Annotated in this window: 9 protein-coding genes, 3 pseudogenes and 1 riboswitch; of the genes and pseudogenes, 10 read left to right on the top strand and 2 right to left on the bottom strand. The window is 66.4% G+C overall.

Annotated elements, in window-relative coordinates; genetic code table 11:
• Positions 1–366: 366 nt before the first annotated feature.
• The 5 genes and pseudogenes from B1A87_RS04340 (at position 367) to B1A87_RS24870 (ending at position 6788) form a co-directional block, all read left to right on the top strand.
• A pseudogene (locus B1A87_RS04340) lies at positions 367–4196 on the top strand (multifunctional oxoglutarate decarboxylase/oxoglutarate dehydrogenase thiamine pyrophosphate-binding subunit/dihydrolipoyllysine-residue succinyltransferase subunit).
• 172 nt (positions 4197–4368) lie between these two features.
• Positions 4369–4968: a GDSL-type esterase/lipase family protein gene (locus B1A87_RS04335; RefSeq protein ID WP_185982234.1), complete on the top strand. Its 600-nt coding sequence runs from the start codon at positions 4369–4371 to the stop codon at positions 4966–4968.
• A gap of 90 nt (positions 4969–5058) precedes the next feature.
• Positions 5059–5886, top strand: a complete 828-nt coding sequence (locus tag B1A87_RS04330; RefSeq protein WP_078027959.1) for a DUF4097 family beta strand repeat-containing protein — start codon at positions 5059–5061, stop codon at positions 5884–5886.
• Positions 5886–6506, top strand: a complete 621-nt coding sequence (locus B1A87_RS04325) for a PadR family transcriptional regulator (RefSeq protein WP_078027960.1) — start codon at positions 5886–5888, stop codon at positions 6504–6506. Before B1A87_RS04330 ends, B1A87_RS04325 begins: the two co-directional genes overlap by 1 nt.
• Positions 6507–6713: 207 nt before the next feature.
• Complete coding sequence (locus tag B1A87_RS24870) at positions 6714–6788, top strand: 50S ribosomal protein bL37 (RefSeq protein WP_369299106.1); 75 nt, start codon at positions 6714–6716, stop codon at positions 6786–6788.
• A gap of 119 nt (positions 6789–6907) precedes the next feature.
• Here B1A87_RS24870 and rsrA read toward each other — a convergent pair whose 3' ends face one another.
• Positions 6908–7168, bottom strand: coding sequence for a mycothiol system anti-sigma-R factor (rsrA, locus tag B1A87_RS04320; RefSeq protein ID WP_078027961.1), 261 nt, complete (start codon positions 7166–7168; stop codon positions 6908–6910).
• Positions 7165–7908, bottom strand: a complete 744-nt coding sequence (locus tag B1A87_RS04315; protein WP_078028190.1) for a sigma-70 family RNA polymerase sigma factor — start codon at positions 7906–7908, stop codon at positions 7165–7167. Before B1A87_RS04315 ends, rsrA begins: the two co-directional genes overlap by 4 nt.
• Positions 7909–8414: 506 nt before the next feature.
• Here B1A87_RS04315 and B1A87_RS04310 point away from each other — a divergent pair.
• The 5 genes and pseudogenes from B1A87_RS04310 (at position 8415) to B1A87_RS04290 (ending at position 14137) form a co-directional block, all read left to right on the top strand.
• The gene (locus B1A87_RS04310; RefSeq protein ID WP_078027962.1) at positions 8415–8963 is read left to right on the top strand and encodes a DoxX family protein; all 549 of its coding nucleotides are present in this window, start codon (positions 8415–8417) and stop codon (positions 8961–8963) included.
• Between the two features lie 6 nt (positions 8964–8969).
• Entirely contained in the window at positions 8970–10382 is a 1413-nt protein-coding gene (gene aroA, locus B1A87_RS04305) for a 3-phosphoshikimate 1-carboxyvinyltransferase (protein WP_078027963.1), read from the top strand.
• Positions 10366–11509, top strand: a pseudogene (locus B1A87_RS04300) (ribosome small subunit-dependent GTPase A). Before aroA ends, B1A87_RS04300 begins: the two are co-directional and overlap by 17 nt.
• Positions 11510–11575: 66 nt before the next feature.
• Positions 11576–12388: a histidinol-phosphatase gene (hisN, locus tag B1A87_RS04295; protein ID WP_078027965.1), complete on the top strand. Its 813-nt coding sequence runs from the start codon at positions 11576–11578 to the stop codon at positions 12386–12388.
• A gap of 171 nt (positions 12389–12559) precedes the next feature.
• Positions 12560–12673: riboswitch (SAM riboswitch) on the top strand.
• Between the two features lie 34 nt (positions 12674–12707).
• Positions 12708–14137 (top strand): annotated as a pseudogene (locus B1A87_RS04290) (aminotransferase class V-fold PLP-dependent enzyme).

The raw sequence follows: 14137 nt of genomic DNA, 5'->3' as shown, positions 1-14137 counted from the left end.
GGCTCTGCGGGTGGGCTGTGCGGGGCTGATTCTGCTCCGCTGACAGCCCCCAGGCCGGCACCTAGATTTACTGTCCATAAGAATTGCAGTCTACAGGAGCAGCGACGCCCGCGGTGGTGCGTATTGCGCGCCCGGAGCCGCCTTCACGGCTGGCGGAAAAGCACTCCGACTCCCGGATTTTAGCCACCCCCCGGCCACAATTCGGCCGGTACATGATTTGAGTCACCCTTATTGGCAGTTAAGCCGGAACGGTCACTAGACTGGCAGAGGTCTGGGTTCATAGGACACAGAAACTGGTTCGATTGTTGTGCCGTGGCACCTTGGCGACCAGAGGGAATTCAAACTCATGGAAGAGGCGTATTTCAAGTGCCAGAGCAGCCTAGCCACCGTCTACCAGAGGAATTTGGCGGAAACGAGTGGCTCGTTGACGAACTGTACGAGCGTTACCAGCAGGACAAGAATACGGTCGACGCTAAATGGTGGCCCCTGTTCGAATCCTTTGACAGCGGCAGCGGCCCAACTTCTGTCTCTTATACACATCTAGATGTGTATAAGAGACAGGCCAATCCGGCGACGCGCGAGATGCCCGTTGTTACTCCGCCGGTGCCTGCCAAGGCCCCGGCCACTGCAGCCCCCCCGCGGGACAGGCACCTGCGGCACCACCGGCAACGTCGCCGGCCGCCGCCCCTGCCGCACCCGCCAAGAAGGCCCCCGCGACGGTGGCCCGCGACGGCGCGAAGAAGACCGAGGCGGGCACCGGCGCCCAGCCTATTCCGGCCCAGCTTCCGAAGAACGTCAAGGCCCCCACCGCTCCCGAGGAAGACGTCGTCTCCGTCCTCCGCGGACCGGCCAAGGCCATCGCCTCGAACATGGTCACCAGCCTCGAGGTGCCGACCGCCACCAGCGTCCGCGCCATTCCGGCGAAGCTCCTGATCGACAACCGCGTTGTCATCAACTCCAACCTGGCCCGTGCGCGCGGCGGCAAGGTCTCGTTCACGCACCTGATCGGCTACGCCGTCATCCGGGCCTTGTCCCAGTTCCCTTCCATGAACGTGTACTACGACGAGGTGGACGGCAAGCCTGTTGCCGTCCAGCCCGCCCACGTCAACTTCGGCATCGCCATCGACATGCCGAAGCCGGACGGCACGCGCCTGCTCATGGTCCCGAACATCAAGAAAGCGGAGACGCTCAACTTCTCCGAGTTCTGGCACACCTACGAGGACCTCATCAAGCGGGCCCGCAGCGGCAAGCTGACGGCGGACGACCACGCCGGCACCACCGTTTCCCTGACCAACCCGGGCGGCATCGGAACGGTCCACTCTGTTCCGCGCCTTTCCAAGGGCCAGGCCGCCATCATCGGCGTCGGCGCGCTGGACTACCCGGCCGAATTCCAGGGCGCCAGCGAGAAGATCATCGCGCACAACGCCATCAGCAAGGTGCTGACTCTGACATCCACCTATGACCACCGCGTCATCCAGGGTGCAGGCAGCGGTGAATTCCTCAAGCTGGTCCACCAGCTCCTGCTCGGCGCCCAGGACTTCTACGACGAGATCTTCGAATCCCTGCGCATCCCCTACGAGCCCGTGCGCTGGAGCCCGGACCTCCAGGTGGACCCCTCCGACCAGATCAACAAGGTCGCCAGGATCCAGCAGCTCATCCACTCCTACCGCGTGCGCGGCCACCTCATGGCGGACACCGATCCGCTGGAGTACGTCCAGCGCAAGCACCCCGACCTCGATGTCCTCACCTACGGCCTGACGCTGTGGGACCTGGACCGGGAATGGCCCACCGGCGGCTTCGGCGGCAAGCCCATGCTCGCGTTCCGCGACATCCTCGGCGTGCTCCGCGACGCGTACTGCCGCACCACGGGCATCGAGTACATGCACATCCAGGAACCGGCCGAGCGCAAGTGGTTCCAGGACCAGCTGGAGCACCCGTATTCCAAGCCGAGCCGTGAAGAGCAGCTCCGGATCGTCTCCAAGCTCAACGCCGCAGAGGCATTCGAGACCTTCCTGCAGACCAAGTTCGTCGGCCAGAAGCGCTTCTCGCTTGAGGGCGGCGAGTCGCTGATCCCGCTGCTGGACGCCATCATCTCCGACGCCGCCGACGACGGCCTGGACGAGGTCGCCATCGGCATGGCCCACCGCGGCCGCCTCAACGTGCTCACCAACATCGCCGGCAAGACCTACGCCCAGGTCTTCCGCGAATTCGAGGGAACGCAGGATCCCCGCTCCGTGCAGGGTTCCGGCGACGTCAAGTACCACCTGGGCACCGAAGGCACGTTCACCTCGGACAGCGGCAAGGAGACCAAGGTCTACCTCGCTGCCAACCCCTCGCACCTCGAGGCGGTTGACTCCGTGCTGGAGGGCATCGTGCGGGCCAAGCAGGACCGCCTGGACGAGGGCGAGGCCTTCCCCGTGCTGCCCATCATGGTGCACGGTGACGCAGCGTTCGCCGGCCAGGGCGTCGTGGCCGAAACGCTTAACCTTTCCCAGTTGCGGGGCTACCGCACGGGCGGAACGATCCACGTCGTGGTCAACAACCAGGTCGGGTTCACCACCGCCCCGTCCTCGTCGCGTTCGTCCACCTACTCCACGGACGTCGCCAAGATGATCCAGGCTCCGGTGTTCCACGTGAACGGCGACGATCCGGAAGCAGTGGTCCGCATCGGCCAGCTCGCTTACGAGTTCCGTCAGCGGTTCCACAAGGACGTCGTCATCGACATGGTCTGCTACCGGCGCCGCGGCCACAACGAGGGCGATGACCCCTCGATGACGCAGCCGCTCATGTACAACCTCATCGAGGCCAAGCGCTCGGTCCGCAAGCTCTACACCGAGTCGCTGATCGGCCGCGGGGACATCACCGAGGAAGAAGCAGAGCAGCTGCTCCGCGACTACCAGGAGCGCCTTGAGCGTGTCTTCGCCGAAACCCATGCGGCGCAGACCTCGCCCATCCCGATCATCACCGCCGACTCTGCGGCCGTCTCCGACATCGAGCGGCCCCAAGCGCAGCAGTCCGACTCCGGCACGAACGCTCCGGCGTCCACCGCCATTTCAACGGACACCCTGGCCCGCATCGGCAAGGCCCATCTGGACATTCCGGAGGGCTTCACCGTGCACGCCAAGCTCAAGCAGCTCCTGGAGAAGCGTGAGCAGATGTCCCGTGAGGGCGGCATCGACTGGGGCTTCGGCGAGCTTGCGGCCTTCGGTTCGCTCGTCATGGAAGGCGTCCCCGTACGGCTCGCCGGCCAGGACTCCCGCCGCGGCACCTTCGTGCAGCGCCATGCCGTCTTCCACGACCGCGCCACCGGTAACGAGTGGACCCCCTTGGCCCACCTCTCGGACGACCAGGCCAAGCTGTGGATCTACGACTCCCTGCTGTCGGAATACGCGGCCATGGGCTTCGAATACGGCTACTCGGTGGAGCGTCCCGATGCCCTGGTGCTGTGGGAAGCGCAGTTCGGCGACTTCGTCAACGGCGCGCAGACCATCATCGATGAGTTCATCTCCTCCGCAGAGCAGAAGTGGGGTCAGCGTTCGTCGCTCGTCCTGATGCTGCCGCACGGCTACGAGGGCCAGGGACCCGACCACTCGTCGGCCCGCATCGAACGTTTCCTGCAGATGTGTGCCGAGGAAAACATGATCGTGGCCAATCCCACCACCGCGGCATCGCACTTCCACCTTCTGCGCCGCCAGGCGTACAGCCGGCCGCGCAAGCCGCTGATCATCTTCACCCCGAAGCAGCTGCTGCGCCTCAAGGCCGCCGCTTCGTCCGTGGAGGACTTCACCAACGGCGGCTTCAGGCCCGTCATCGGCGACCATGAGCAGCTGCCGGCGGACGCCGTCGAACGCGTTCTCCTGGTCTCGGGCCGGCTGTACTACGATCTCCTGTCCACCCGGCAGAAGACCGGCGATACAACGACGGCGATCGTCCGCGTGGAGCAGCTGTACCCGCTGCCGCAGGAGGAAATCAAGGCCGAGCTGGCCAAGTACCCCAACGCCGAAGTGGTGTGGGCGCAGGACGAACCCGCGAACCAGGGTCCGTGGCCGTTCATGGGCCTGAACCTCCCGGCGGCGCTGGACCGCCACGTTCGCCTGGTCTCCCGCCCGGCGTCGGCATCAACCGCTGCCGGCTCCATGAAGCGCCACGCCGCCGAGCAGGATGCACTCCTGAAGCAGGCATTCTCGCGCAAGTAGCAGGGGAGCTGCCCGGCCGAAACGGTGACATACCGTTTCAGCCGGGCAGTTCTGTTTAATCGGCGTGAGTTAATGGACACAGGCAGGACGTCGGCGCAGGCAGCGGATGGCGCCGCCGTGCGGAATTGGTCCGCATCCGGGGCACGCCCGCCAAATAAGTGAAGAGGTAGTAGTGGAAGACAGGAAGCTGCGGATTGCAGCTGTTGGAGATGAGCTGCTGGCCGGACTCGGCGACCCCCGGGCCCTGGGCTGGCTGGGCCGCGTACTTGCCCGCACCCCGCAGGACGGCATGACGGTGGAAAGCTATGCCCTGCCCTGCCCCCAGGAAGGCACCGAGGGCCTCGCGGCGCGGTGGCTTGAGGAGACGGGCCGGCGCTTCAGCGACCTGTACGAGAACCGCCTTGTCATCGGCCTTTCCGGGCGGGACATCGAGTACGGGCTCTCCACCGCGCGGAGCAGGCTCAATTTGGCCAATATCCTCGATTCCGCCACGCAGAAGCGGCTCGAGGTGTTCGTCGTCGGGCCGCCGCCCACCCTGGATCAGACGCAGAACCGCCGGCTGGATGAACTGAACACGGCCTTCGCCGACGTCACAACGCGGCGCAAGCACATCTACGTGGACACCTTTTCGCCGCTCCTCAACCACGAGCAGTGGCGCCAGGACCTTGCGGCCAACGGCGGGACACCGGGCCAGGCAGGCTACGGGCTGATGGCCTGGCTCGTCCTGCACCGCGGCTGGTTCCATTGGCTGGGGATGGACGCGCCCGAGTAGGCAAAAAGCTACTCGCGATATATCTTGATCTTCCGCGTCTTGCGATATATCGTGATCTAACAGTCACGATATATCGCAAGTGGAGGAATCATGGCAGAGAACTCGTGGACCGTCACCGGCCCGCAAACCATCGACGTCGACGGCGTCTCGTCGCTGAAGCTCGGCATTGTCCGCGGCCGGTTTGACATCGTCACCCACGACGAGGCTGTGGCCCGCATCGAAGTCTCCGAGCTCCACGGCGACCCCCTGGCGGTGACCGTGACCGATGGACGCCTTGAGGTCCGGCACCAGCTGCACGGCGCGCAGGGCTGGTTCAAAAACCTGATGGAGTCCGTCAACAACCACAGCAACAATTCGGTGGTCATCAGCATCGCGGTGCCGGCCGGCGTCCAGGTTGAAGCCGGCACTGTCAGCGGAGACGGACTCGTGTCCGGCATCAGCGGCCACACCAAGCTCAATACCGTGTCCGGTTCCGTCATGTCCGACGGCACCTCAGGCGATCTCCATGTGAACACCGTCAGCGGCGAAGTGATCGCCCGGAATCACCACGGAGTCCTGACGGCAAAAAGCGTCTCCGGCGAGGTCACGGCGTCGGGACGCTTCAGCAACATACGCGCCAACACCGTCAGCGGCGACATGAGCTTCGACCTGCACGGCTTCACCCACGATTTCGGCGCCAACTCAGTGTCCGGCGACATGACCATCAGGCTCCCCCGCGACGTCGGCGTGGATATCGTGGCCAAATCTGCCAGCGGTGCCGTGGTGATCGATGACCAGAGGTACACGCAGCCGGGCGGCAAGGTGCAGACCATCGCGGGCCCGGATGCCAGGCTGATGCTGGTACGGACCAATTCGGTGTCCGGTAAGACCTCCATCTTCCACGGCCTGGCTTCCGCCGACGCAGAAACGTCGCTCTGATGCCTCCCGTCTTTGCCCACGGCGCGCTGCGCCTGTACCTCCTCGCGCTCCTGGAGTCCGGGCCCAAGCACGGGTACGAACTCATCAAAGCCTTGAGCGACCGGTTCGGCGGCACCTACTCCCCCAGCGCCGGGACGATCTATCCGCGGCTCGGGAAACTTGAGGAAGAGGGGCTCGTTGCCACGGAGTCCGAGGGGCGGCGCACCAACTACCGCATCACGGCCGCAGGCCTGGCCGAGCTGAACAGCCGGCGTGATGAACTCGCGGGCGTGGAAAACGACATCGCGGCGTCCGTCCGGCGGCTGGCGGACTCGTTGCGGGCCGACATCCGCAGTAACATGCGGGGCCTGCGCGCGGACCTGGCGGCCACCGCGGAAGCTGCCCGCTGCGCTGCCAGGTCAGCTGACTTCACCGGCTCCGCGGCCCGGTCCTCCCCGGAGGGACACCGCATGCTCAAGGAGGCGGAGATGCTGCTTCAGGCCTTCCGGGATGACCTGCGGGTGGAACTTCGGGCGCAGGCCAGCGCGCGGCCCCTGACCCCCGTCACGCTGGAGACCATGAGGACGGTGCTTAACCAGGCGCGCATCTCGATCAGGAATTCCTTGAAGGCTGAGCCGTGAACGTCATCTGGGGCTCCTACGGGCCTTCCTCCGCCGATCACCAAACGGCCGACCGCCAAATGCTGGCTGCCGCTGCCCGGTCAGCGCGCACTCCGGGAGGCGCCTGCGCGGGCAGTTCCGCGGACCGGATGCCGGTTCGCGGCCCGTCCACTGATGTGGGAGACTTGAGGGCAGCTCTTTCGAGTACCGATATTAAGGAGGCCAGCTATGAGCAAACGTGCACGTAAACGCCGTGACCGTAAGCGTGGCGGCGCTAACCACGGGAAGCGCCCCAACACCTAAGCCACGGCTAGAACCGAAGCTTAAAACGAAGTGCCCCCGGAACCTGTTGGTTGCGGGGGCACTCCGTTTAAGCTTCGGCCTGCTGTCAGGCGTCCGCGGGCGTCAGGCGTCCACGGGCGTCAGGCGTCCACGGGACGGATGTTGTGGATCCTGTCCAGGATCGCGTTCTTCAGGTTCTCTGGCGCGGCTTCGGTGCAGGACCGCTTCACCATGTTCCGGATGACGCACTCGAGATCGTACTGTTGTGTGCATTCCGGACACTCGTCCAGGTGATGCTTGATTTCCGCAAGGTCACTGCGGGTCAGCGCCCCGTCTAGGTACTCGTAGATGCGTTGCATCCGGGCGTCGTCGCAATCGCCCAATCCCTGGCAGTCGCTCATTTCCTGTTCTCCTGATTGTTGCTTTCCGCTGCTGCCTTGGTGTCCGGAGCAGCTTTGAATCCCCGCTCGGCGGCGTAATCCGCCAGCATGTCCCGCAGCATCTTTCGGCCCCGGTGCAGCCGGGACATGACAGTGCCGATGGGGGTGTTCATGATGTCTGAAATTTCCTTGTACGCAAATCCCTCGACGTCGGCGAAGTAGACAGCCAGCCGGAACTCTTCGGGGATTGCCTGAAGCGCGCGTTTGACGTCCGAGTCAGGCAAATGGTCCAGGGCTTCCGCCTCAGCCGAGCGGAGCCCGCTGGACGTGTGCGATTCGGCCCGGGCGAGCTGCCAGTCCTCGATCGTGTCCGAGTTCGACTGCAGCGGCTCGCGCTGCCGCTTCCGGTACAGGTTGATGTAGGTGTTCGTCAGGATCCTGTACAGCCACGCCTTCAGATTGGTGCCCGGCTTGTACTGGTGAAACGCCGAAAACGCCTTGGTGTAGGCCTCCTGGACGAGGTCCTCGGCGTCTGCAGGGTTCCGGGCCATCCGCATGGCCGCCGAATACAGCTGGTCAACGTACTGCATTGCGTCGCGCTCAAAACGGATCCGCCGGGCTTCAGTGCTCTCGGATGCGACGTCGATTTCCTCGGCCTGCTCAGGTGCCTGTTCGGGGACCGAAGACGTACTGATGACCTGGGCGCCGTCTCGGGCGTCCTCCTCCTGTGTGGCCTCAAGGGCCGGATCCACGGTGCTCATTGCGTTCAAGTCTACTGTGATCCTTGGAACCGGCCCGGTGTCGCGCCCGGCGCCGTACGCCGAGCCGGCTGACCCGGCCCGCGGCACGTCAAACTCCGGCACCTTGAGCTCCGCTGCCTCTAACGTGAACTCCGCCGCCTCAAAGGGGCGCAACCGGGAGGGACTTCGCAGCCCCACAGCATCCTTCACCAAAGTCAAAGCTCCATCTCCACTCCACTGGTCCCGCGCAAACAGGACCGTCCCCGCGTGTTAAGCCCGTATCAAGTACTCACGTGCCCGGCACGGCCACGCCGCAGGCCAGCCCTCGTGCATGCAACTGCGATAGGGCCGGCCCGGGCAGCGCCCGGCCACGATTGAATCCCGGCAACCACCCCGGATATTGTCCGAAAGCCTGTTCCGGGCCTGTAGTCGACAACGACGCCTGGCGGGCAAATATTCCGCAAAAGTGCAAGACTAGAACCGACTCCGCCGCAGAAACCGTGGCTCGTCCATCCAGGAGGAAATTCATGTCCTTTGTCCGTTTTCTCGCCCGACCGATGCTGGCCTCAAGTTTCGTCCTCGCCGGCGTGGACAAGCTCCGGAACGCGGACGACACTGTGGAACAGTTGTCACCCCTCCTGCGCCGTGCCACTGAGGCCCTCCCCTTCCAGACGGACGAGAAGGTCCTGGCGCGGCTGATCGGCGGGACCCAGGTGGGCGCAGGCGTACTCTTCGCCTTCGGCAAGTTTGCGCGGTTTTCGGCGACCCTCCTGGCTGTCATCTCGGCGCTGAACGCATATGTGGAATGGCGCAGTGCCGATATCAGCAGCAAGGAAGGCCGGGATGCGCGCCGCACCCAGCTGCTCAAGAACGTCACGCTGACCGGCGGCGTGCTGCTGGCCTCGGTGGACACGGCCGGCAAGCCCAGCCTGGCCTGGCGCGCGGAGCATCTCACCGCCGACGCCCGGAAGACGGCAAGCCACCTGGCTGCGGACGTCCGCAAAACTACCGGCAAGAAGTTTCACAAGGCGGACAAGGCAGTTCGCAAGGCAGTAGACCACGCAGTGGGGGCATAAGCAGGAATGACAGGATCCATCACGGGCGTGCCCGTCGACAACACCGGCGCCGCGCCGCATTGGTCCGCGCCGTTTGCGGACCAGCCCGTGGACGCCACGGTCCGCGTCCCCGGGTCGAAATCCCTGACCAACAGGTATCTCGTGCTCGCCGCCCTGGCTGACGGCCCGTGCCGCCTGCGGGCCCCGCTGCACTCCCGTGATTCCGCACTGATGATCGGAGCGCTGCGCCAACTCGGCGCGGATGTCCGCGAGGTGCCGGGTGACGGCGCATTCGGCCCGGACCTCGAAGTAACGCCCATCCCGCCGTACTCCGGCGGCCAGGAAGCGGCCATCGACTGCGGGCTGGCGGGCACGGTCATGCGCTTCGTCCCGCCGCTGGCGGCCCTCCGGAGCGGCACCACCGTTTTCGACGGCGATCCCCACGCCCGCGAACGGCCGATGGGAACCATCATCGAAGCCCTGGCCGGGCTCGGCGTCGCCGTCAGCGGTGCATCGGGCGAACTGCCGGCATCCCTGCCCTTCCGTGTTGCCGGCACGGGAGAGGTCCGCGGCGGGCATCTCGTCATTGATGCCAGCGCCTCCTCCCAGTTCGTCTCGGCCCTGCTGCTCGTCGGTGCGCGGTTCACGGAGGGCCTGCACCTTGAGCATGCCGGCGGCGCCGTGCCGAGCCTGGACCACATCAACATGACGGTGGCCGTGCTGCGCGGAGTCGGCGTCTCCGTGGATGACTCCACGCCGAACCACTGGATCGTCAGCCCGGGAGCCATCCGCGCCTTCGATCAGCGAATCGAGCAGGACCTCTCCAACGCCGGTCCCTTCCTGGCCGCCGCCCTCGCGTCGCGCGGCACCGTCCGGATCCCGGACTGGCCGGAACACACCACCCAGGTGGGCGACCTCTGGCGGAGCATCCTCAGCGACATGGGGGCAACCGTGACACTGGAGGCCGGGACCCTCATTGTCACCGGCGGACGCGAAATCAAGGGCGCCGACTTCGCGGAAACCAGCGAGCTCGCCCCCACCGTTGCTGCACTCTGCGCGCTGGCCACCGGCCCCTCACGGCTGAGCGGCATCGCCCACCTGCGCGGGCACGAAACCGACAGGCTCGCCGCGCTGGTCACCGAAATCAACCGGCTCGGCGGCGACGCCGAAGAGACAGCCGACGGCCTTATCATCCGGCCCGCACCCCTTCATGCCGGAGTCGTGCACAGCTACGCCGACCACAGGATGGCCACCGCGGGCGCGATCCTTGGCCTGGCCGTGCACGGCATCGAAGTGCAGGACATCGCCACCACGGCAAAGACCATGCCGGACTTCCCGCAGCTGTGGGCGGACATGCTCAAGCAGGGCACCGCCCTCGCAGGCGGCAACGGCGTTGCCCAGGGGAACGGCGCAGGGACCCACGGTGGCACGCAGCACTGAGTCCTGGGACGAGTCCGACGTCCGGATCCGCCCCAACAAGAAGGGTTCCCGGCCCCGCACCAAGGACCGTCCCAGCTACGACGACGCCGTCACGGGCCGCATCATCACCGTTGACCGCGGGCGCTACACGGCCGTGGTGGGCGAGGACTCCGGGCACGAGCGGACGGTCATCGCCGCCCGGGCCCGCGAACTCCGCCGCTCCCCTGTGGTGGCCGGCGACTTCGTGTCCCTCGTGGGCGACGTGTCCGGCGACCCGGACACGCTGGCGCGCCTGGTGCGGATCCAGGATCGGAAGACGCTCCTGCGCCGCAGCGCCGACGACACCGACCCGATTGAACGCGCGGTAGTGGCCAACGCGGACCAGCTGGTGGTGGTCGTGGCCGCCGCCAACCCGGAACCGCGCACCGGCTTCATCGACCGCGCCCTCGTCGCAGCGTACGACGCCGGCATCGAGCCGCTGCTGCTCGTCACCAAGGCGGACGTCAAGGACCCCGCCGAACTGCTCGACAACTACCGGCATCTCGACTTCCCCGTCATCATCAGCCGCACAGCCGACTCGGCGGCGTCGGGCATCGACGCCCGGTCCGACGACGGCCTGTCCGCCCGGCTCGACGTTGAGGCGGTTTCGCAGCTCCGCGCCTACCTGGACGGCAAGGTCACGGTGATGCTGGGCCACTCCGGCGTCGGCAAATCCACCATGGTCAACGCCCTGACCGGGGCGGAAAGGGCCACCGGCGGCGTCAACGCCGTCACGGGCCGCGGCCGGCACACGTCGTCGTCGGCCCTCGCACTCAAGCTGGCCGATGCCCCCACCGGAAGCTGGATCATCGACACCCCCGGCATCCGTTCCTTCGGCCTGGCGCACGTCGACCCGGACCGGATCCTCCATTCGTTCCCCGACCTGTCTCTTATACACATCTAGATGTGTATAAGAGACAGGTGTAGGCCTCCTGGACGAGGTCTGCAAACACGATGCCACGGCCGTCAACTGCGGCGTGGACGCCTGGGTCTCCACCGGCCACGCGGGCCCCTCCGGAGCTGCCCGGCTCGCGTCATTGCGCCGCCTGCTGGGCACAGATCCCCGCATGGAAGCGCAGGAAACCAAGGAACTCGGCAGCGTCGGCTAGGCTCCCCGCCGCCGCCAGCAGCCGGACATCCCCGCCCCGCCGGGCCTTTGGCGGTAGTTTGGAACCATGACCCAACCCGCTTCGAGCTACAACGATGACCTGCGACTGGCCCATGTGCTGGCGGACTCCGTCGACGACCAGACCATGAGCCGGTTCAAGGCGCTTGACCTTCAGATAGAAACCAAGCCAGATCTGACGCCGGTCACCGATGCTGACAAGGCCGCCGAGGAGTCCATCCGCGGCCAGCTGTCCCGTTCCCGCCCCCGCGATGCCGTCCTCGGCGAGGAGTTCGGCAGTTCCGGCCACGGCTCCCGGCGCTGGATCATTGATCCCATCGACGGAACCAAGAACTTCGTCCGCGGGGTTCCGGTCTGGGCCACGCTGATTGCGCTCGTCGATGAGGGCGAGCCCGTCGTGGGCGTGGTCAGCGCCCCGGCACTCGGCAAGCGCTGGTGGGCCGCCAAGGGGGCAGGCGCCTACATGGGCCGTTCGCTGGCCGCCGCCACCCGCCTCAAGGTCTCCAACGTCTCAAAGCTGTCGGACGCCTCGCTGTCATATTCCAGCCTCGGCGGCTGGAAGGAACGGGGCAACCTGGACGAGTTCCTGGGCCTTACCGAGGACGTGTGGCGGACGCGCGCCTTCGGTGATTTCTGGTCGTACTGCCTGGTCGCTGAAGGCGCTGTCGACATCGCCTGCGAGCCGGAACTGAACCTGTATGACATGGCCGCCCTGGTGCCCATCGTTACGGAAGCTGGCGGCCGCTTCACCTCGCTGGAAGGCACCGACGGCCCGTTCGGCGGCAACGCCCTGGCCACGAACTCCATCCTCCATTCTGAGGTCCTCAAGCGCCTCAATCCGCAGCTGGATGATCTGCTCTAGGCCGCTTCCGGATCCTTCGGCAGAAAATATTACGACGGCGGGCGCCCCCTCAGGGAGGCGTCCGCCGTCGTATATTCGGCAATTCCGGCGATTCAACTCCTCTGTAACAAACGGCTTAATATTCGCGTCCGCCTTTTTCATCGCCAGCCGGGATGTCCTAGGCTCGTAACAGGTCACGAGTGCCAGCGCTAAACCCCGGTTTGCTGGCCGGCAACCCTCCATTCGCGGTGGGGTGCCCCGGGTGACGACCAGGCCGGTCCGGAACGGACCCGGCAAGCGCGGATCCCCGTCACAAGGGGTCCTGTCAGAGCGAGGTCCCATGACGACTGCAATCTTCCCTTCCAACACCGGCACCGGGCTGCTTGACGACCGCTTTGCCGCTGCCGGCCGGCCCCTGGCCGCGGTCACCGGAGCCGAGATCCAGGCGCCGCTGATCCAAGGCGGGCACGTCCGCTACGCCAACCTCGACTACGGAGCGTCCGCGCCGGCGCTTTCCGTCGTCTCGGCGTATCTGAACGAGATCCTGCCCTTCTACGCCAGCGTGCACCGGGGCGCCGGCTACGCGTCGCAGATCAGCACCTGTCTCTTATACACATCTAGATGTGTATAAGAGACAGCCCGGAACATCGTCCGCGAGTTCGTCGGCGGCCGCGCGGACGACTCTGTGATCTTCACCCGGAACACCACCGATTCCCTGAACCTGCTGGCCGGCTGCCTGCCGGTCGTGGACCACCACCACACCGGGGAGGTCCTTTACCTCGACATCGAGCACCACGCCAACCTGCTGCCGTGGCAGGGTGTGCCGCACCGCAGCGTCGTGGCGTCCGAAACGATCGAGGGCACCATCGCAGCCCTGCGCGCCGAACTGGAGCACGGCGACGTCAGCCTCCTGGCCGTCACCGGCGCGTCCAACGTCACCGGCGAAATCCTGCCCATCCGCCGCCTCGCGGCGCTTGCCCACGAGTTCGGCGCCAGGATCGCCGTGGATGCGGCGCAGCTCGCGCCGCACCGCCGCATCAACATCTCAGCGGACGACGTCGACTACCTCGCCTTTTCGGGTCACAAGCTCTACGCGCCGTTCGGTGCCGGCGTGCTGGTGGGACGGCCGGACTGGCTCGACGCCGGAACACCCCACCTCGCCGGCGGCGGCGCCGTCAGCGAGGCCAGGCTCGACGGCGTCAGCTGGGCCACCGGCCCCGCGCGCCACGAGGGCGGCTCCCCCAACGTCCTGGGCGCGGCCACGCTTGCCCGGGCCACCCAGGTGGTCGCGGCGCTGGACCAGGAGCGCTGGCATGCGCATGAGGCTGCCATCCGGTCCTTCCTCGTCGAGGGGCTGCAGAAGATCGACGGCGTCACCGTCCACCAGATTTTCTCCGACACCGACCCGGACACGGACACGATCGGCGTGGTCAACTTCTCCGTGGCGGCTACGACGCCGGGCTGGTGGCCGCTTACCTGTCCGCCGAGCACGGCGTGGGACTCCGGGACGGCCGCTTCTGCGCCCACCCGCTCCTCAAGCGCCTCGGCCTCCCGTCCGGTTCCCTGCGTGCGAGCTTCGGGGTGGGTTCGCGGCTCGAGGACGCCCAGCGCCTGCTGGCGGGCATCGACGAGCTCCGCCGGACCGGCCTCGGCTGGGACTACGTGGTGGACTCCGGCCGCTGGGTTCCGGCCAATGACACCCGCACTTACCCGGACTGGGCACCGAATACGCCGGGTACCGCCGGAGCGGCCCCGTGCACGCAGGACTGA

Source organism: Arthrobacter sp. KBS0703 (genome assembly GCF_002008315.2).
Lineage (GTDB): Bacteria > Actinomycetota > Actinomycetes > Actinomycetales > Micrococcaceae > Arthrobacter.
This window is presented reverse-complemented; position numbering and strand designations above follow the sequence as displayed.